Raw genomic sequence first — 18,360 nt, forward strand, 5'->3', positions numbered from 1 at the left:
ATGGTTATCGGCCGGTACGAATCCATGCCGCCTGCGAATGTGAGGCGCGGATCAGGCGGGGGACCAGCCGGAATTTCCAAAGAATATAGAAGGGGGCCATCACCAGCAGGCGCAGGGTGCGGAAGAAATTCGGTCCCGCCCAGGCTGCCAGCAGTACGTGGGTAAGCACCAGGGCGAGCGAAAGCAGCCCATAGATGCGCGCCACGTGGAGCGGAATCAGGCTCACGGTAATCAGCGCCGAAACACCGAATGCCAGCGGAAGGCCGGCGACATCCATCAGTGGTTCGACCATCGAAAAGCGTCCGCGGGCAATCTCGCGCAACAGCGGCAGAGTCCACATCTTCGCCACCCGGATGCGTCCTCCTTCCCAGCGTGCCCGCTGCGAAACCTCGGCGGTTGTCGCTACCGGCAACTCGGCCGAAACGATCGCGTACTCGATAAAGCGGACGCGCTTATGGGCCTTGAGCAGGTGCAGGTGATACTCCAGATCCTCGACCAGCGAGAAGGCTTCATACGGAACCTCGCGCAGCGTCTTCGCCGTCAGCGCAAAGCCATTGCCGAGAATGCCGGAGGAAAGGCCAAGACGATCGCGGCCCATCGGGCGGATAAAGGTGAAGCCGCGGAAGGCGAGCGATGCCAGCCCGGAATTACCCTTTTCCGTCGTGCTCTTCATCTCGTAGCGGCACTGCAGCGCGTCGGCTCCTTCACTGAGAGCCTGGTGGATCATCGGCACAAAGTTGACCGAGACGGTCGAGTCGGCGTCGACCACCGCAACCGCATCGGCGCCGGCGGCCAGGGCCGCGGCAAAGCCGGTGCGCAGCGCGTGGCCTTTACCCTGAGCCTTGGGATCGTTATAGACCAGCACCTCGGCGCCCGCTTCCCGCGCCCGTTCTGCGGTTCCGTCGGTGCAGTTGTGCGCCACCACCAGGATTTGAGCTGCCTTGCCGGCCGAGGCCCGCAGGCTAGCCACGCAGCGGCCAACCAGCAATTCCTCGTCGTGAGCGGGTACGACTACCGTCAGACGCCCGAGCTTCTGGCTCGGGGACGACTGCGTTCGTCGGCGGGGTACGAACAGCGCCGACGTCACGATAAGCAGTTCCATCACCAAAGGCAAAGTCGCTGCAATCAGTACAACAGCGAGAAGTGAAAAGAAAATAATCATGAAAACCCAACCCCACGGGTGTTATTCGGGTACTGCTGCCTTCCGTTCCACATCTGACTGCCTTCTTCTGGGCCCGTATCGTGCGTTGCGGAAGCCCGGGCACTGTGTGGGGGTATAAGGCCAGTGCCGGGGCTGGAGGAAGAGCAAGCCGCTCGATTGTAAGCTGAAGCCAATCTCAGCTCAATGAACTTTGATAAGCCAGCCCGGTTTCTTCCACCGGAGCGGCGAAGGGTGCAGGCGTGTTGGCCGCGTTGACTTTGCGGCAGACATCCTGCAACAACTCGACACGTACCTGGACCGGGCTCTCCATGGGGCGGCCGTTCATCATGGGCTGGGCCGTATTCATCTGCCGCTGTTCGGCGCGCTCGGTGCGCTGCAGGGCATCGTTCACGCTGGAGGTCGTCATGAAGAGACCGGCCAGCCGCGAGCCGTTGATCAGGCGCTGCACATGGGGACGCATCTCCGCCAGCCAGAACTGGCTTCCGTGGGAGCGCAGGCCGGCGCCGATCGAGATCAGTGTGCCCAGGGCTTCCGGTCCGACATAGTGCGTCTGCGACAGGTTCAGCACCAGGTTCATGCCGCAGTTCACCGCATCTTCGGCGGCTACGCGGAATTCCTCGAGCGTCTCTCCTGAGAGATCGCCATAGATCGAAATCACCGAAGTGTTTCCCGACTGATCGGCAAAGATGCCGGCGCGGGTACGATGACGAGGCTGCATTGCCATCGCCATATACTGCTGCGGCATGTAGCGGGCAAAGCCCATCGCGTCGCCGAAGTAGCGATGCGCCAGCCGTCCAGGCTCCTGCAGCATGCGGTAAGCCCATTCGAGTCCGGCGACCTGCATCCAGCGCGGCGCGCGCTTGACCGATCCGGCGATGAAGTCGATCGAACCGCCGACGCCGATGCACACCGGGACATTGAGGCGATGACGGTGCATCGCCAGCCACTTTTCCTGCTTCGGATTGCCCATGGCAACCAGGAGAATATCTGGGCGGGCGCGATCGATGCGGCGCAGGATCTCCTCGTGGTTCATCTGTTCGAGCGGAGCGACAGGCGGCGAGTAACGACCGGCGATACGCAGACCGGGGAACCGCTTCTTGAGGTTTTCCGCCGCACGCTGCGAGTTCTGTTCGCTGGCGCCCAGAAAGAACATGGAATAGTTTTCGCGCGCGCAGAGCTCGGCGAGCCGCGGCACCAGGTCTACGCCGCAAACGCGCTGCTTGAGCGAAGAGCCGAGCAGACGCGCGCCCCACAGGACGGGCATGCCGTCGGGGATGACCAGATCGCAGGTGCAGAGGATCTCCTGCATCTCGGGATCGCGGATGGCGTGGACCAGAAAATCGAGGTTGGCCGTCGCGATCTGGTGAAAGCTGCGGCTGCGAATCTTTTCGTCGACGTAGGCGACAGTCTCATCCATCGAGACGTTATGAAAGGGTACGCCCAGTACAGCCACGGTGGCGGGATTCGTCATCGGCATGTGGCAAGTTCCATTTCCGGGGGATTAAGAGACCGCGTGAAAGTTGAGAGGGCCTAGTTGACCAGCGTGGCCGGCGTGACGTCATTCGCCTCTAACAGATCAATATCGTCAAGATGGACTTCCACCGCGATCGCCTGGCAGACCGAGCTCACATTGACCAGGATCTTGACATGGTTGGCGATACGCACCACGCGGCCTTCGAGTCCGGCGAGCATCCCGCTGCGAACCTTCACCGGGGTGCCGACCTCAACGCAGGGATGACGGTCGCACTCCGCGCCGCTCGAAAGCGCCAGGCGAAGCGAGGAAATCTCGTTCTCCGGCACTGGCTCCGGCTGGCCGTGATGGCCAAGCAGCTTGACCACGCCGGCCGTTTCAAGGACCCGCACCCGGTTCTGCAGTGAGGGCTCGAAGCGCGCGAACAGGTAGCCGCCAAAGGCAGGCACGTCCAGAACCTTCTTGCGATCCTTCCACTGGTGGATCTCGCGAAGAGTCGGCAGGTAGCTTTCAAACCCCTTGGCCTGCAGCTCGCTGGCAATCCGCTCTTCATAGCGGTACCGGGTCTGGAGGGCAAACCACGAGGGGGAGGTCGAGGTGTTGGTGTGGATCTCCATCACATTTTTCTCGCTTTAGATCAGTATTTTGGCCGGGCTTCGCCCATGTCAGACCCTATGGGACTGATGTTCCACTTTTCGATCCTGACGATAGAAAGAGAGACAGGTACAGGCAGAAAATCAACGTTCGAAAGGGGCCCCGAGTCTACTTGCTCGGTGGCCAGCTCTGAGGGTGAAATTCAGGGCTCTCTTCGCTGAGCAGAACCTTCTGAAAAAGCCATTCGGGATCGCAGTGCAGGATTTCTGCAATCTGCGTACGCAAATCCGGGCTAGGCTCACGGAATCCGTTCACGATCTTGCTGAGGTGAGCCTCATCGATCCCCACCATCTTGGCAAGACGGTTCTGGCGGACACCGCTCGTGTACATGCGCAGCTTCAAATTTGGGTATATGTCGCGTTGGATAGGCACTTGTTTACCCAGCGTCTCTCATATGCAGCAGCAAATTCTCAGACTGGGGAATTCTGAGTTGCCCTTCCCATCTGCAAGCGCCGTGCCAAATAGATTTCCACAGGATACGACAACATTTTGTTGGTCATTCAGGCGGAAGCCGTCCTCAGCTCTCCCGTTCAGCCCGCAGGGAAGTGAGATTGTTTTTCAATGTTTCCCAAATTTTGGGAAACATTGCAAAATTTACTCCCGCTTCACGTATCCTCAACATGGAAGATTACGAGCCCTATCACTCCCATAAGAGCGGCCACCGGCCTCCGCACCGCTGTTGGCCATAGGCCGCAGCGCTCCCATAGATGGCATTCCCCGTTGGTTACTGCCCCCGCGCAGTACCTTAAATCAATGGTAATAAAGGTCAAATTGTTGTTGCGGGCGGAAGCGAAGTTCTTTTAATGTCTCCCTATATTTTCTGATTGCTCGCTTTTTCTTCAGCCTTGCTCTGCTCCTGTATGCTCCCGGTACTTTGGTTTCATGGTTGAGAAGAAGGAGCAGGCCAGCAATCCCAAAATTCTGGCAACATATCAATAAGTTGTTGGATTTACCGGCGAGGCTGACGCCCCCACACCTCTCCAGAACCCTTACCGGAAAGCCGTCGTAGCATATGCCTAGTACCATCGTTCTGGTCGCCGATCAGCAGGAACTGCATGTTCCGCTTGCCCGTCGCCTGGAAGACCAGAACCACAGCGTCTTCGTCGTCAGGGATATTCCCGAAGCGCTGCTTTATCTCCGCGACCCGGCATGTACGGCTTCCGTCGTTGTCTTCCATCCGTCGCTGCGTCGCCAGCAGGACGGTCTCACCCTGAGTGAGCTCTGCTCCTTCCGTCCTTATCTTCAGATCATCCTTCTCACAGAGAAGGGGCGTCCGTCTGTCTTCGATTCCCATGCACCGCACGCCAACATCCGCACCCTGCATCGCCCTGTCAGCCCGCAGGAGCTGATGCTCGTGGTGCAGGAGGCGGTCGCTGCCGCCGATGCCCGGATAGGCGCAATTGAGGATGCCGGAGAAGTCGATCTCGAAGGCGATGCAAACGAAAACAGCCACACCGTCTTCACCACGCCTTTCCTGATGCGTGTCGGCATCGCCGACGTTCCGGTCCTGCTCCACGGAGAAACAGGCGTTGGCAAAGAGGTGATGGCGCGCCGGCTTTGTGCCTATTCGCCGCGTGCGGGCAAGCCGTTCCTGAAGCTTAACTGCGCCGCGCTCCCCTCCGAACTCGTGGAGAGCGAGCTCTTTGGTTATGAAAAGGGTGCCTTCACCGGTGCCGCCGTCGACAAGCCCGGCAAGTTCGAGATCGCCCAGGGCGGAACGATCCTGCTCGACGAAATCGGCGACATGGACATCCGTCTCCAGGCCAAGCTGTTGCAGGTTCTGCAGGATGGCGAAGTGCAGCCGCTCGGCAGCCGAAAGACGGTCAAGCTGAATGTCCGCGTTCTGGCTGCCACGCACCGTGATCTGCGCCGTGCCATCGAGCTAGGCACCTTCCGCGAAGACCTTTATTACCGCCTGAATGTCGTAAACATCGTGATCCCGCCGCTCCGCGAGCGCCGAGATGAGATCCTTCCGCTGGCGGAAAAGCTCATCAAGCGCCATCTGCGCCCGGGCATGCCGGAGCCTGTCATGAGCCAGGCCTTCCGGGATCTGATGCTGCACTATGACTGGCCGGGTAACGTCCGTGAGCTTGAAAACCTCATGCGCCGCCTGCTGGTCTATCAGGATGAGCGGATGATTTTCGGCGATCTTGAAAGCGCCATCGAGCATTCGCGCACCAAGGTTCGTCCCGTGCTGCCGGTGGCGGTCGAAATTCCGGAGCCGGTCCTTGCGCAGGCGCCGAAGCTCGTTCAGGCTCCCATTGCTTCGATTGACGATCTGGCCGAGGTCGCGCGCCAGGCTGAAGCCAAGCTGCTGCTGGATGCTCTCGACCGCACGCACTGGAATCGCCGGCAGGCCGCAGCCAGCCTTAATCTGGATTACAAGGCATTCCTCTATAAGCTCCAGAAGCTGGGGCTGGTGGAGAAGAAGGACAAGTCCTCGGTTCCGCAGACCGTTTGATGACCGATATGACCGGAGGCCTGCGTGTTTGATCTGCTGCGCGAAGACTGGCACACCCACGAGCGCAAGCTTTCGCGTCAGGGCCTCTGGGCTATGGCCGTCTATCGCTTCGGGCGCTGGCGCTATACCATCGGCCCACGCGTGCTGCGCGTGCCATTCTCTTTTCTCTATAAGTTTCTTCAGAAGCTGGTCGAGATCTTCGCGGGCATTGAGCTGCCCTGCGAGGTGACGCTCGGCCGCCGCTTCCGCATCGATCATTTCGGCGGCATCATCATCAGCGGCGATGCCACCTTCGGCGACGACTGCATCGTGCGCAATGGCGTCACTGTGGGGCTTCGTCATACCGGCCAGCGTGGCGCGCCGGTGATTGGCAACCGTGTCGATATCGGCGCGGGCGCCAAGATCCTTGGCCCGATCCATATTGGTGACGATGTAGCCATCGGCGCCAATGCTGTGGTCATCCGGGATGTGCCTGCGAACTCGATCGCGGTTGGAATCCCTGCGCGCATCCTGCCTCGCCGTGATCTTGTGACGCCTGCGGTTACAGAGGAAGAGGTGATGCGTTGATCTCTCGTGGCACGAACTTTCAGGAAAGATTGCCCGGCGCTCTGCAGGAAGAAATGCGCAAATTCAGGACAGGCGACCGAGGCTCCGAAGGATGATGCTGCCTGCACTCTCTGTAGTTGTCATCGGCCGCAATGAAGGTCAGCGCCTGGTGCGCTGCCTGCATTCGGTCTCCGCGATTCGCGATCGCGTAGTCTCACTTGAAATCCTGTATGTCGATTCTTCGTCCACCGATAACAGCATGGCCACGGCTTCGGCGATGGGTGCGAAGGTCATTGCCCTTGAGGCCGAGCACCCTACCGCGGCGCTTGGCCGCAATGCCGGCTGGCGCGAGGCGTCCTCGGACCACGTTCTCTTCCTCGATGGCGATACGGTGCTCGATCCGGAGTTTCCCGGTCGCGCCTTCGCTGCCCTCGCAACCGACGATCGCATCGCCGCCGTCTGGGGGCATCGCCGCGAGCTTCACCCTGAGGCTTCGCTCTACAACCGCATCCTCGATCTCGACTGGGTCTATCCGCCCGGTCCGGCAGAGTTTTGCGGCGGGGACGTGCTGATGCGCCGCGCCGCACTGGAGGTCGTCGGTGGCTACGACGGGACGCTCATTGCAGGCGAGGAGCCGGAGCTCTGCCGCCGTTTGCGCGCCCTCGGTTCCATCATCCTGCACATTGACGCGCCGATGACCGGTCACGACCTCGAGATGCGCCGCTTTCGCCAGTACTGGCGGCGTGCGCTGCGCGCAGGCCATGCCTATGCCGAAGTCTCGGGCCGTTTCCGCCGCACCGGCGATCCTTTCTGGCAGGATGTACGCCTCGCCAACTTTAAGCGCGGCGGCTTCTGGGCAGGATCGGCGCTGCTCGCACTGCTTCTCACTCTGTTGCTGCGAAGCCCATGGCCTCTGCTTGCGTGGCTCACGGTTCTGTTTGTGCTTGCCGCCCGTTCCGCCTCGAAAGCAAGCTGGAAATCGCGCGACACGATGACGCTCTTCCTCTACGGCCTGCATTCTCATCTGCAGCAGGTGCCCATTCTCTTCGGCCAGATTGGCTATGAGCTCGGTCGCCGCAGGCAGGGCCCGCGCAAGCTCATCGAGTACAAGGGCGCTTCTTCCTGATTTTGGTTTTTCCGCGCATGAGGCCCATCGAGCTGCTTTTCCTCTTGTTGTTATTGGTTGCTGGTATCGCGCTGCTCGTGGGGCTGTCTCCACTTGTCGCGTGGATCATGCTGTTCGCTGCAGTGGCTCTGCTGGTGTTTCATTTGGGGCGTGAGGGCGCGCACTGGCAGCTGGCTCCTGCCTACGCGGCGTTCGCTCTATTTGTTATCGCGACGGTGACAAATATTTTTATCCATCCTGCCTCGGGGGTTCTCTATCTTGTGGCAGGGAGCATGTTGCTGCTCCTCGCTGCCGCCGCCGGTCTCCACTGGATGGCGCCAATGTTCCGCTTGCCTGCGCCTTCCGGTCGCTATGCCGTCGGCACGCGCATCGAGCATTTCGTCGATCCCTCGCGCGATGCGGAAGGTGGACATACAGCGGGCAGCGCGCGAGAGTTGATGGTGCAGGTTTGGTATCCAACGGTGCAGCGGCGAGGCGTTCGGGAGGTGTATCGGCGGCCCGCAGAGCTGACGCGGAAATCCATGCATCATGCTGTTTTGCGGACGCACTCCCTGCGCGCGGCACCCATTGCGGAGGAGGGTGCGCCCTTTCCGCTGCTGATCTTCAATCCCGCATGGACAGGCCAGCGCACGCAAAGTACGTTCCTGATGCAGGAACTCGCCAGCCACGGCTACGTCGTCGCCAGCATCGACCACACCTTCTACTCCGGCCTCGTCGCCTTTCCGGATGGACGCATCTTCGATAGCCGCATCGCACCCGCGCTCGGTGACTTTACCTATCTCAGCATCGACGAGGGCATCGAGCTGGCCGATCAGTTCGTTGCGATCCTTGCCGAAGACACGAGCTTTGTCGCCGATCATCTGGTCGCGCTGAGCAGGAATCCGGAGAGCCCCTGGCATGGCGCAATCGATGTCTCGAAGATCGCTGCCTTTGGGCACTCGATTGGAGGAGCAGCCGCTGCCGATGCGGCGCAAACGTCGCCGTATATCCGCGCAGCGCTCAATCTCGATGGATGGAGCTTTGGGGAGACGTTGCGGCGCGGCCTCACGAAGCCATGGATGGTCATCTATGGGAAGGGCATCGAGGTCGAGCCGACCGACGCTACGGCACAGCCCGCAGGTGTTCAGCGCTACTGGGAGATGAACCGCCGCAACCTCGCTGCCGTCGCAGAGCACATGCGGAAGACGGGCGGAAGCAGGCTCGCGATCGAGGGCGCAAGCCACTGGAACTTTGCCGACCGTCCACTCTACTCCCCGTTGCGCTCGAAGACGGCTGCGGGAACAATCTCTGCAAGGCGCGCCCATCGCATCGTCTCCGATCTCGCGTTGGCTTTTTTTGCCGAAACGTTTGGCACAGGTTCGCTGCGCGTGGAAGAGATGGTGTCGCGATACGGCGAAGTGAGTCAGGGCCGCTTGTGAAACGACAAAGGGACTGCCGAAGCAGTCCCTTTGTTCTTGCTGCACAAGCAGCGCTATTTGCGAATGCTCTTGTAGGCGTCGACGAGGAACGGCGGCGTGACTGCGTGCAGGAAGCTCTTTACGCCGCTGCGGCCGTTCTCTTCCTCCACTGCCGGCGGCGCGTCCGGGCGCTGCAGGAAGATGGTGGTGTGCGAATCGCTGACCTCCTCTTCGGGACGGCCATTCGAGTAGTAGTAGGTGGCCATCGACTTGCGCGAGCGATCCGGCGGGCAGGCCAGCGGCGTGGGATGGCCGTGATAGGAGTAGTCCGTGGTGCTGAAGATAGCGCAACGGTTGAAGAGCGGCAGAATCTTCTTCTCGGCGCGCGTCATGTCGTGATTCCAGAGCTCGAAGTGGCCGCCGTACTCCTCCTCCCATTCCTTGTTCATGTAGATCAGCACGTTGATGCGACGGTCGAGCTGCAGCTGCTCATGCCAGTTGAAGTCGGCATGAACCTCCAGGTGTCCGCCGCGCTTGATCTGGTGCAGTCCGCCGCCGACATAGTAGGGATCGGGAATCACGCCTTTAATGCCGGTCAATACTTCAAGGAACTGGATCATCGGGCGGCTGTTCATGAAATAGAGAACGTCGCGTACCGAGGTCGGCAGCTTCTCCACGAAGTCAAAGGCCAGCTTCTTTTCATTCTGGTTCGAGAACTCGGTCCACTTCAGCTGACGCGGCTCGGGGAAATCGCGCAATGCGGCTTCCGCTGCTTCGAGGGGGAGAAAGTCGTCGAAGTAGATATGCGGGAAAGGCTGATTGGCCGCATATTCCGGGGCCTTATCGCGAGCCAGTTGCTGCAGTTTTGCCAGAAATTCATCGCTGTAAAGCACACTCATCGGTCCGTTCTCCTTACGGCACTGCACACTTAGTTTTCCAGATTTTGGTCGAAGTCTAGCATGCAGAGAAGACGCAAGAAATACCACTTGCGGGCGCACAAAATGGTTACGCGCGGGACAGAATCGCAGCTCGAAAGAGGACTTTGTAACTTCAGCGTGCGCGGACACGCTCTCATCCCGCATGCAACGAAGAAATGCGTCCATGGCTCGATTGCAGTTCCATTGCAGGAGACGGTCCAAACCGGTAACTGGTAACCGGAGGTAATGCACAATGGAGGAGAATCACTGTCTTCGGTGGATGCCTTGTGCTACTTTGCGATGGAATCTCTCACGCGGCCTGCCTTCTTCAGCCGTAAAACGGGACGAGAGATACGGCGATGCCCGAAAAACAAACAACTGTATCTGTATATGCGACAAATACTCGGGTTACCAAAAAAGTCATGTCCATTACCAAATGGGAATAGCTGTCCGGAGGCAAGAGCCGATAAGGTCAATGCAGGTTGAAGGAGTCAGGCGCGACGTGGATGAAACGATGCCGCCGGCCGACTGACCCCTTCTCGCGCAGACTCGGCCCAGCGCCGCAGATGCGCAATGTGGCCGGCGGGAACTTTATCCGGAAACCATCCGGTTCCCCTCGGCTGATTTGTACCAGTGAGTGGCCTTCTGCCATGGACTCACAATGGCGAAGCCTTGACTTACTGCAATGTCGAAGGGTTTTTCCAGGGATAGAATCTTCCGCAAAGCTAGGGAAGCGCCTGGAAATGAGTCCGATTTCGTTCCTGATGTTCTTCGGCATAGATGTCCCCCCACGTTTTCCCCCTCCCTAGGAACATACGGCTCGAATGTTGGATCTCCATGCTGCGTGCAGCCTCGTCCGCTGATTTCAAACGCGATGCGAAGGACTGTGATGCAGCCGCTTTAGGAGGCTTTTCCCCATGGCAACGATTAGTCTTGGTAATCTCTCGAAGGCCAGACCGGCAAACAGCCGGGCCACTGGTACGGCTACTCTTATCTCGGCGAGGCATCTGCGTTCCTCGCTGACCTCATCGCTCATGATGGCCACAGATATCGCGGCCGTAATGCTGGCGCTCTATCTCTCGGTTCATATCGGGCTCGCCCGCTTCCTTGAAACCCGCAGCCTGCACTCCGTTCTCAGCTCCGCGGAGCCGCTTTCCTGGCAGGCCGGATACCTCGCCTGCTATCTCGCGGCGCTTCTGCTGGTGAGCCGGCATCAGGGACTCTACGGCCACACCCTGAGCTACAGCGTGCTTTATGAGCAGCGCAAAACGGTGCAGAGCGGCCTGATTGCCGGACTCCTGCTCTGTGGCGCGATCTACACCACGCACGGCGGAGCAGTCTCCCGCGCGGTCGTCCTCTGCCTGATCATTTTCAGCACACTGTTCACCTGCATCGCGCACGGCGCGTGGCGATTCATCATGGTGCGCCGCTTCGAGCAGGGAATCGATGCGCGCAATGTTGTCATCGTCGGCGCCAGCGGGCTTGCGATAGCTCTGCAGCGCCAGCTGTCGCGGGATCGCCATCTGGGCCGCGCCTTCAAGGGCTTCGTACATCTCGCCGAAATGCCCTCCGATACAGTCTCGCAGGGGCTGCCTTCGCTCGGCACGCTGGACCAGATTCGCAGCCTGGCCCGCCAGCATTTCATCGACGAGATCATCATCGCCCAGCCTTGCAGTCTCGATACGGTTCGCGACCTGATCGATGTGGCGCGTGAGATGAGCCTCGAAATCCTCGTCATCCCCGGTTTCTACGATGGCATTACGCAGGAGGCCCCGATCGAATATGTCGGAGACTTCCCTGTGGTCGCGCTGCACTGCCGCGATGAGAAGGTGATCGGTCACTTCTTCAAGCGGGCTTCTGACATCGCTCTGGCGGCTCTGGCTCTGCTGCTTTCCATGCCCCTCCTGCTTGCCATCGCCATTGCCGTCCGGCTCGATTCCCCCGGACCGGTCTTCTACGTCTCGCCGCGCGTCGGCAAAAAAGGACGGATCTTCCGTTGCGTGAAGTTCCGCACCATGGTCGTCGATGCCGAAAAGCGGAAGCAGGCTCTTGCCGCCATGAACGAGCGCACCGGCATTCTCTTCAAGATGAGGAACGATCCGCGTATCACCCGCGTGGGAGCCTATCTGCGCAAGTACAGCCTCGATGAGATCCCGCAGTTCTTCAATGTGCTGCGTGGTCAGATGAGCCTGGTCGGTCCCCGGCCGCCGCTCGCCAGCGAGGTCGAACAGTACGAGATCGAGCATTTCCGCCGGCTCGAAGTCCTTCCCGGCCTCACCGGTCTCTGGCAGGTGAGGGCTCGTCAGGATCCCTCTTTCGAGCGCTATGTTGCCCTCGATCTGGCTTACGTTGAAAACTGGAGCTTCTGGCTGGATCTGAAGATCCTGATCCGCACCACGGAAGTCATCATGCGGGGAACCGGCTCATAGACCTGAGCGAATCAGCTGCAAAGCAAACCAAAAGGCCTCGCGACATTCAACGTCGCGAGGCCTTTTGGTTTAGAGCAAGGAAGATTTGTTTGGTATGGTTGAGCGCTGTGAGACATCGACTGCTATCGATGTTCAGCCTTCGAGCGTTCTCCATGGCTGCGGGCTCGTTTCGAATTCTGGCTCAACACTTAACACCTCAACTGTTTCGACGGTAACGTTCACCTCGACGGCAGCGGACTCCCAGGTGCTCATGCCTCCGATGATCAGCAGCAGGGGCAGAATCATTGCGCTGTTCAGCAGATTGTCGACCGCCGTGATCAGGATGGCCGCGGCCAGAGCATGACGCAGGTTCAGGTACTCGATGTCGGAACGCGCCAGCGGGAACCAGATCGCGCGAATGACGGGCACAAACTGCAGGGTTTCCAGCGCGACCAGCCCGAGAATGCCGAACATGCCGAAGCCCAGCAGCCAGAGACCCCACGGGCGCAGTGTCCCGCGACGCCACCAGTCCCATTCGCCATAGCCGAGCACGGGCCGCTCCAGCGCGATGCCCACGTGCCGCTCGTCCTGGCTCAGGCGCCAGCCGAATGAGCCCTTGCCGATCTTTCTCATGAAGACTTCGACATCCCGGGCTGCGTGATTCTCCCTCACGATATGGCGAAGGGAGACCACATTCGTCAATCGCACGCCGGCGAAAAAGACGATTCCGAAGATGAAGAGAATCGCGATCGCCCGGGGGAAGGTGCGATGGCTGACGAAGACGAAGGGCAGCAGCGCAACCAGCAGCAGAATGCTGCCTGCCGACTGGCAGGCCAGAGTCGTCAGCAGCAGAATAGTGGCCACCAGCGCTACGGGAATGCGCGCGATGTGCGTGACGATGCGCTTGGCCCAGAGCCAGGTCGCGATCAATGCGGAGGTTGCCATCCAGATGCCAAGCTGGTTGCCGTTTTCGAGCAGGCCGATGGGCCTGTAGCCGAAATAGCGCTTTGCCCCGATCCACTGGAGTGGCAGGTATCCGTAGAGATGGGCATAGAGCTGTGGTCCGCGCACGATCTCATAGATACAGATGGGCACGTAGAGCAGCCCCGCGATCACGAACGCCTGGGCGGCGAGACGGAGTGCATGTGTCTCAGAAAAGTACAGGCGTCCGATGAGATACGGTGCACCCCATGCCAGCAGCTGGAATAGCTCCATGCGAAACATGGTCCCGGCTGGCAGTGCGTTGGCGATGCCAGAGAGCAGGGGAGCGAGACACCACATCAGCATGGGCAGGTCCCACAGCGTGAGCCGGAAGTTCCGCAGCGAATCACGGTGGAAGATCAGCAGGCAGAGCAGCGCACAGATGCCGGAAACGGTGGACTTGGTAAGGAAATAGTTACTGGGCAGGCAGTCACCCAGGATCCAATAAGGAAAAGGATCGCTGATGTAGCCGAAGCGGGCAGCTGGAAGTAGCGCCCATCCGCCGAGAAAGATGGCGAGGTAGGCGATGCGAGGCGGGTACCGGACCCCGAGTACGAGGCTCACGGGTACCCAGGCCAGAAAGGCGAGTAAGGGCGGCAAAATCATGGGGAGCTCGAAGGCCGGTCAGGCGCTACTATAACCGGAATGTTTGTTTTCCTGCTATTTTCTGATTGGTCATCAACTCAGCGATTGGGCGTCATCTCCTACGCAGCTTCCTCGCTGGTTTGTATTGGTCTGGCTCTGAGACGTGGCAGCAATTTCTTGCATAAACCCAAATCAACCGGCATCGCCCTGTTTTCGGCGATACTCCAGATCCTGATGGTTGCAGATCTGATTGCCGGTTGGCGACTGGCCATTCATAATGCACTGGCCGGAGTATTCGTGCAATATAATCTCTACCAGATTAGACATCCATTTCAGGCCGGATCGCTGCTTGTGTTTGGCGCAATCTTCTTCTTCGCCTTACAAACTATCGTTATCCGGTTCCGTTTCCGTCCTGGTGCAAAGCTCGCCGCTACAGGACTGCTGTTGTCCGTTACGCTCTGGGTGCTGGAAATCATCTCTTTGCATGCAACGGACCATGCACTGTATTACCTCTTTCACGGAAGAATGGTCATTGCCTATCTTTGGCTGCTGGCCGCCGCTATAACCGCAGTGGGCGCGTCTTTCGATGCGCTGAGCATGAATAGAAAACGGGCCCCCCGCTCGTAAAGAGCCCGAGCTAGAAACATCTTTCGATCGCATATTGCGCCCTGAACGGGTTAACGATTTTTCAGCCAGGATCTCTTACCTCATATGTCTTCATCCGCCGTAGATGCTTCCCCGGCCCTCGATGAGAGCCCCGCTGCCAAGCCCCGGGCAAATACTCGCCAGGCGTTGCCCGGAGTATGGGAGATGCTCCGCCCGCACCGCACCATGCTTTTCTGCGGCTTGCTGCTGATCGTCATCAACCGTGTCGCCGGCTTCGGCCTGCCTTTTTCGACAAAGCTCCTGATCGACAACGTTCTGATCCACCATAAAGTCCATCTGCTCACACCTATCGTGCTGGGCCTTTTGCTGGCCACGCTCATTCAGGCACTCACGTCGTTTGCATTGTCGCAGTTGCTCTCGAAGGCCGCCTGGCGGCTGATTACGGATCTGCGCATCCAGGTGCAGGAGCACATCGGCCGTCTGCCCATCGCCTTCTATGATGCAAATCGCACGGGAACGCTGGTCTCGCGCATCATGTCCGACGTGGAAGGTCTGCGAAATCTTGTCGGCACGGGGATCGTCGAGTTCCTGGGCGGCGTGATGACCGCCGCACTCACCTTCATCGCCCTGCTCTGGATGAACGTCAAGCTTACGTTAATGGTCTTTACCATCATGGCCATCTTCGTGGGAGTGATGAAGTGGTGGTTCGGCACGCTTGGGCCTCTCTACAAGCGCCGCGCCGAGATGTTTGCCGATGTCACCGGCCGTCTCACCGAGTCGCTCGGCGGTGTGCGCGTGGTCAAGTCCTATCGCGCCGAGAAGCGCGAGGCGGAAGTCTTCGCCCGCGGCGCGCGCGAGCTGCTCGATAATCACCTGCACGGCATTACCAACAATTCCTTGATGGGTATGTCGTCCACCGTGGTCATCGGCGTTGTCGCTTCGCTGGTGATGTTCGTCGGCGCGCGCAGCATCCTCGGCGGCGCCATGACCCTCGGCGGCTATATCACCTACACGGTGTTTCTGGCCTTCATGGTTGCCCCGCTGTTTCAGGTGGTCTCGATCGCTACGCAGCTTACGGAGGCGATCGCCGGGCTGACGCGTACTCGCGAGATTCTCTCCGAGGCGACCGAAGACAGCGATCCGCGCCGCATTCGCCGCTTCCCGGACGTGCTTCACGGTGAGGTGATCTTCGATCAGATCCAGTTCTCCTACATCCCCGGCAAGCCGGTGCTGCACGATATTTCCTTTAGCGCGCCTCCTGGCTCCGTGACGGCTCTGGTCGGTCCTTCCGGCTCCGGCAAGTCGACGATCATCAATCTCGTGAATGCGTTCCATACGCCGGACAGCGGTTCGATCCTGGTGGATGGCATCGACCTTACGACCGTGGAGCTCGACAGCTTCCGCTGCTACCTGGGGGTTGTGCTGCAGGAGTCATTCCTCTTCGATGGAACGATTCGCGACAACATCCTCTTCTCGCGTCCTTCTGCGACCGAGGAGGAGATGCTCGAGGCGGCGCGTATCGCCCGTGTCGACGAGTTTGTCGAGAAGCTCCCTGAGGGCTACCACACCATCGTCGGGGAACGAGGGGTAAAGCTCTCCGGCGGTCAGCGCCAGAGGCTGTCGATTGCTCGCGCCATCCTCGCAGATCCGCGCATCCTGATCCTCGATGAAGCCACTTCGAGCCTCGATTCCGAGTCGGAGGCGCTCATTCAGGAAGGCTTGTCCTACCTCATGCGTGGCAGAACTACGTTTGTCATTGCGCACCGCCTCTCGACCATCCGCCAGGCCGACCAGATTCTCTTCCTCGAAGCGGGCATGATTCGCGAGCGGGGCACGCATGATGAGCTGATTGCTGCGCGCGGCCGCTACTACGACCTCTACACCCGGCAGTACGCGCTTGAGAGCAATCTCTTCCTGGCGCCCGGGGAAGGAGACAACGTCGCGCAGGAAGAATCGGTCTACGACGGCAAGGCGAACATCCCCAGCTTCTCGCAGGCGCTGCGCGGAGCACAGTAATAAGGAGCAGGCTCTGGTTGTCCTTCGACGTAACAGCGTTGACCCGCATCGGTAACGCTGTTATGTTCCACTTCGGAAGATAACCATGTCTCAATTCGACGAGCTTTACCACAAAGTGCTTACTGATGCTCAGTTCCGCAAGGAGCTGGTGGAACATCCTCACCGCGCCCTGGAGTCACTCGGCATCACGCCCACTCCTGAGATTCTCGCCGCCATCAAGCAGATCGAACAGGCCGTTGTGCAGCTTGAGGGTGACCTTCAAGGCACAATTCAGAAAGTGCAAGTCACATAGCCGCACGTTTCATGCACGCTTCACAACAGTCTGTAACAGCAGAGGCGTGGTTCCCGCCTCTGCTGTTACAGACTGCGCATCAGGCCATCGCGGCTGCGCTTTTTTCGCTACGCACGGAAAACTCCGTGCTCTCCAGCAATCTTCTGCATTGGATTTCCAGCCGATGCCCGCTCGACGACCTGCGCGAGTATTTCCTGCACCCCCAGGCCATGCCGTTGCTCGTGCTGCCCTGGTGGCTTGAGGAAAGCCTTCGCGGCGAAGTGGACCCTGCGTTTCAGGCTTCCCTGATCGCGGCCAGTATCGACGGCTACTTCTTCATTCGCATGCTCGATGATGTAATGGATGGCCATCCGGTATCTCCGGCTGCGCTTCCGGCCATGCACCTCTTCAGTCTGCGTTTTCACTCTGCATATCACTCGTTATTTCCAGCCGATCATCCGTTCTGGGATGTATTCGAAAGCGCCCTCCAGCGCACCGCCGAAGCGGAGTCAGCAGACGCAATGCTGGCATCCGTGAGCGAAGCTGAGTTTCTTTCCATCACGGCTCGCAAGTCGGCAGCGGCTCTCATTCCGATTGCCGCGGTCTGCTTTCGTTACGGCCGCGAGGATGTGCTGCCCGCCTGGCGCTCCTTGCTCGATACCTTTGCGCCCTGGCACCAGATGCATGACGACCTCCTCGACTGGAGTGAGGACCTTGCGGCCGGACAGACCACGTGGCTTCTCTCGGAGGCGGAGCGGCAGAAAGCCTCCGACGAAACAGTCGCGGTATGGATCGGCCGTAAAGGCCTGCGCTGGGCGGCGGAACGAATGTCCCAGTGGATGCAACAGTTAAGGGAAATTGCTGCAGAACTGGGGAGTCCGGAGGTCAGCGCGTATCTGGATGGCCGGGATGCCCTTTTCCGCCGCCAGATCGATGCCCGCATCCGGCTGGCATCGCTTTGTGAATCAGTGCTTGTTCTCTAGTATTCCTGATCACTGTGCTTATCTGCTATTTTCATTAGCCTGATAAGCGATGCGCCCCTCTGACCACTTTCTTGCTCTCGCCGATCAATGCCTTCCCGCCGGTCCGGCGCGGAAAGCGCAGATCATTGCCGAGGCCGAGCAGCACGCGGCTCTTGCCGTGCGGGCGCTGCAGCAGGGGACTGCGCGGGAGTTGTGTGCCTCCGGAGAACTATGCGTCTCCGATGAGGCCTGGGTGGATCTGCGCGAATCGCTGGCAGAGATCTTGCTCTGGGTGCTTCGCTTCGGCCTCGAACGGAGCTGGCTCGATCGCGCCAGTAATCAATGGATTGCGGCCCAGCGCGAGATGCTCGAACGATTCGCCGCGAACCGGGTAGAGATCGAACGGGTCTTCGGTCGCCCGGCCGGCCGGCTTGTGGCCGTGCATGCCGAACTCTCCCATCGCCATCATGGAGGCCGGTACGTCTCCGCCCTTGATTTCGCCTCCGGCCTGCGCCTTGTGTACAAGCCGCGCAGCGTCGAGATCGAAGCCTGGTATGGGACGCTGGTTGAGCAAATGAATGCAGCTTCCGCGCCCGTGAGACTTTCCGCGCCTCGGATACTGAACTGTGGCGATCACGGCTGGGTGGAATTTATCGAGCATCGGGCCTGCCAGGGCCGGGATGAGCTGCGGCAGTTCTATCGCAATGCGGGCGGCTTGCTCTGCCTGCTTCACCTCTTGCAGGCTTCGGACATCCACTACGACAATCTCGTGGCGAGGGGAGCCGAGCCGGTGATTG

At 59.7% G+C, this 18,360-nt stretch carries 16 protein-coding genes; 10 read left to right on the forward strand and 6 right to left on the reverse strand.

Annotation, left to right across the window (positions count from 1 at the left end; genetic code table 11):
* Positions 1 to 4: 4 nt before the first annotated feature.
* The 4 genes from QM649_RS16180 to QM649_RS16195 all read right to left on the reverse strand — a co-directional run bounded on the left by QM649_RS16180 (position 5) and on the right by QM649_RS16195 (position 3,659).
* On the reverse strand, positions 5 to 1,162 hold the full coding sequence (locus tag QM649_RS16180) for a glycosyltransferase family 2 protein (RefSeq protein ID WP_415200099.1): 1,158 nt from the start codon (positions 1,160 to 1,162) through the stop codon (positions 5 to 7).
* A 175-nt stretch (positions 1,163 to 1,337) separates the two neighbouring features.
* Entirely contained in the window at positions 1,338 to 2,639 is a 1,302-nt protein-coding gene (locus QM649_RS16185) for a WecB/TagA/CpsF family glycosyltransferase (protein WP_415200100.1), read from the reverse strand.
* A gap of 53 nt (positions 2,640 to 2,692) precedes the next feature.
* On the reverse strand, positions 2,693 to 3,250 hold the full coding sequence (locus QM649_RS16190) for a UpxY family transcription antiterminator (RefSeq protein ID WP_415200101.1): 558 nt from the start codon (positions 3,248 to 3,250) through the stop codon (positions 2,693 to 2,695).
* Positions 3,251 to 3,395: 145 nt separating this feature from the next.
* Positions 3,396 to 3,659: a helix-turn-helix domain-containing protein gene (locus QM649_RS16195; protein WP_415200102.1), complete on the reverse strand. Its 264-nt coding sequence runs from the start codon at positions 3,657 to 3,659 to the stop codon at positions 3,396 to 3,398.
* A 640-nt stretch (positions 3,660 to 4,299) separates the two neighbouring features.
* Between QM649_RS16195 and QM649_RS16200 the strand changes: the two genes are divergently transcribed.
* The 4 genes from QM649_RS16200 (at position 4,300) to QM649_RS16215 (ending at position 8,838) form a co-directional block, all read left to right on the forward strand.
* Positions 4,300 to 5,748 (forward strand): sigma-54 interaction domain-containing protein, encoded by a 1,449-nt coding sequence (locus QM649_RS16200; protein ID WP_415200103.1) that lies wholly within the window; start codon positions 4,300 to 4,302, stop codon positions 5,746 to 5,748.
* A gap of 24 nt (positions 5,749 to 5,772) precedes the next feature.
* Positions 5,773 to 6,315, forward strand: a complete 543-nt coding sequence (locus QM649_RS16205; RefSeq protein ID WP_415200104.1) for a serine O-acetyltransferase — start codon at positions 5,773 to 5,775, stop codon at positions 6,313 to 6,315.
* A gap of 91 nt (positions 6,316 to 6,406) precedes the next feature.
* Positions 6,407 to 7,420, forward strand: a complete 1,014-nt coding sequence (locus tag QM649_RS16210; protein WP_415200105.1) for a glycosyltransferase — start codon at positions 6,407 to 6,409, stop codon at positions 7,418 to 7,420.
* 107 nt (positions 7,421 to 7,527) lie between these two features.
* The gene (locus tag QM649_RS16215; RefSeq protein ID WP_415200106.1) at positions 7,528 to 8,838 is read left to right on the forward strand and encodes an alpha/beta hydrolase family protein; all 1,311 of its coding nucleotides are present in this window, start codon (positions 7,528 to 7,530) and stop codon (positions 8,836 to 8,838) included.
* A 53-nt stretch (positions 8,839 to 8,891) separates the two neighbouring features.
* Here the strand turns inward: QM649_RS16215 and QM649_RS16220 are convergent, their stop codons facing one another.
* On the reverse strand, positions 8,892 to 9,716 hold the full coding sequence (locus QM649_RS16220; RefSeq protein ID WP_415200107.1) for a 2OG-Fe(II) oxygenase: 825 nt from the start codon (positions 9,714 to 9,716) through the stop codon (positions 8,892 to 8,894).
* 935 nt (positions 9,717 to 10,651) lie between these two features.
* On the opposite strand from QM649_RS16220, the gene QM649_RS16225 reads away from it, so the two are divergent.
* Positions 10,652 to 12,163, forward strand: coding sequence for a sugar transferase (locus tag QM649_RS16225; protein WP_415200108.1), 1,512 nt, complete (start codon positions 10,652 to 10,654; stop codon positions 12,161 to 12,163).
* Between the two features lie 132 nt (positions 12,164 to 12,295).
* Here QM649_RS16225 and QM649_RS16230 read toward each other — a convergent pair whose 3' ends face one another.
* Positions 12,296 to 13,729, reverse strand: a complete 1,434-nt coding sequence (locus QM649_RS16230; RefSeq protein ID WP_415200109.1) for a hypothetical protein — start codon at positions 13,727 to 13,729, stop codon at positions 12,296 to 12,298.
* Between the two features lie 39 nt (positions 13,730 to 13,768).
* Between QM649_RS16230 and QM649_RS16235 the strand changes: the two genes are divergently transcribed.
* The 5 genes from QM649_RS16235 to QM649_RS16255 all read left to right on the forward strand — a co-directional run.
* Complete coding sequence (locus QM649_RS16235) at positions 13,769 to 14,335, forward strand: hypothetical protein (protein WP_415200110.1); 567 nt, start codon at positions 13,769 to 13,771, stop codon at positions 14,333 to 14,335.
* Between the two features lie 84 nt (positions 14,336 to 14,419).
* Entirely contained in the window at positions 14,420 to 16,330 is a 1,911-nt protein-coding gene (locus QM649_RS16240; protein ID WP_415200111.1) for an ABC transporter ATP-binding protein, read from the forward strand.
* An 85-nt stretch (positions 16,331 to 16,415) separates the two neighbouring features.
* Entirely contained in the window at positions 16,416 to 16,622 is a 207-nt protein-coding gene (locus QM649_RS16245) for an Os1348 family NHLP clan protein (RefSeq protein WP_415200112.1), read from the forward strand.
* 11 nt (positions 16,623 to 16,633) lie between these two features.
* Positions 16,634 to 17,584 carry a class 1 isoprenoid biosynthesis enzyme gene (locus tag QM649_RS16250; RefSeq protein ID WP_415200113.1) on the forward strand — a complete coding sequence of 317 codons (951 nt, stop codon included), beginning with the start codon at positions 16,634 to 16,636 and terminating at the stop codon, positions 17,582 to 17,584.
* 232 nt (positions 17,585 to 17,816) lie between these two features.
* Positions 17,817 to 18,360: DUF4135 domain-containing protein (locus tag QM649_RS16255; protein ID WP_415200114.1), on the forward strand; the 544-nt coding region annotated here is incomplete at its 3' end.

Source organism: Silvibacterium sp. (assembly GCF_047605705.1).
Taxonomy (GTDB): Bacteria; Acidobacteriota; Terriglobia; order Terriglobales; family Acidobacteriaceae; genus Silvibacterium.

What these genes read in the sequence shown, in the direction of transcription:
- QM649_RS16180 (WP_415200099.1), bottom strand. Translation starts at nt 1,162, where the DNA reads ATGATTATTTTCTTTTCACTTCTCGCTGTTGTACTGATTGCAGCGACT.
- QM649_RS16185 (WP_415200100.1), bottom strand. Translation starts at nt 2,639, where the DNA reads ATGCCGATGACGAATCCCGCCACCGTGGCTGTACTGGGCGTACCCTTT.
- QM649_RS16190 (WP_415200101.1), bottom strand. Translation starts at nt 3,250, where the DNA reads ATGGAGATCCACACCAACACCTCGACCTCCCCCTCGTGGTTTGCCCTC.
- QM649_RS16200 (WP_415200103.1), top strand. Translation starts at nt 4,300, where the DNA reads ATGCCTAGTACCATCGTTCTGGTCGCCGATCAGCAGGAACTGCATGTT.
- QM649_RS16210 (WP_415200105.1), top strand. Translation starts at nt 6,407, where the DNA reads ATGATGCTGCCTGCACTCTCTGTAGTTGTCATCGGCCGCAATGAAGGT.
- QM649_RS16215 (WP_415200106.1), top strand. Translation starts at nt 7,528, where the DNA reads ATGCTGTTCGCTGCAGTGGCTCTGCTGGTGTTTCATTTGGGGCGTGAG.
- QM649_RS16220 (WP_415200107.1), bottom strand. Translation starts at nt 9,716, where the DNA reads ATGAGTGTGCTTTACAGCGATGAATTTCTGGCAAAACTGCAGCAACTG.
- QM649_RS16225 (WP_415200108.1), top strand. Translation starts at nt 10,652, where the DNA reads ATGGCAACGATTAGTCTTGGTAATCTCTCGAAGGCCAGACCGGCAAAC.
- QM649_RS16230 (WP_415200109.1), bottom strand. Translation starts at nt 13,729, where the DNA reads ATGATTTTGCCGCCCTTACTCGCCTTTCTGGCCTGGGTACCCGTGAGC.
- QM649_RS16235 (WP_415200110.1), top strand. Translation starts at nt 13,769, where the DNA reads ATGTTTGTTTTCCTGCTATTTTCTGATTGGTCATCAACTCAGCGATTG.
- QM649_RS16240 (WP_415200111.1), top strand. Translation starts at nt 14,420, where the DNA reads ATGTCTTCATCCGCCGTAGATGCTTCCCCGGCCCTCGATGAGAGCCCC.
- QM649_RS16245 (WP_415200112.1), top strand. Translation starts at nt 16,416, where the DNA reads ATGTCTCAATTCGACGAGCTTTACCACAAAGTGCTTACTGATGCTCAG.
- QM649_RS16250 (WP_415200113.1), top strand. Translation starts at nt 16,634, where the DNA reads ATGCACGCTTCACAACAGTCTGTAACAGCAGAGGCGTGGTTCCCGCCT.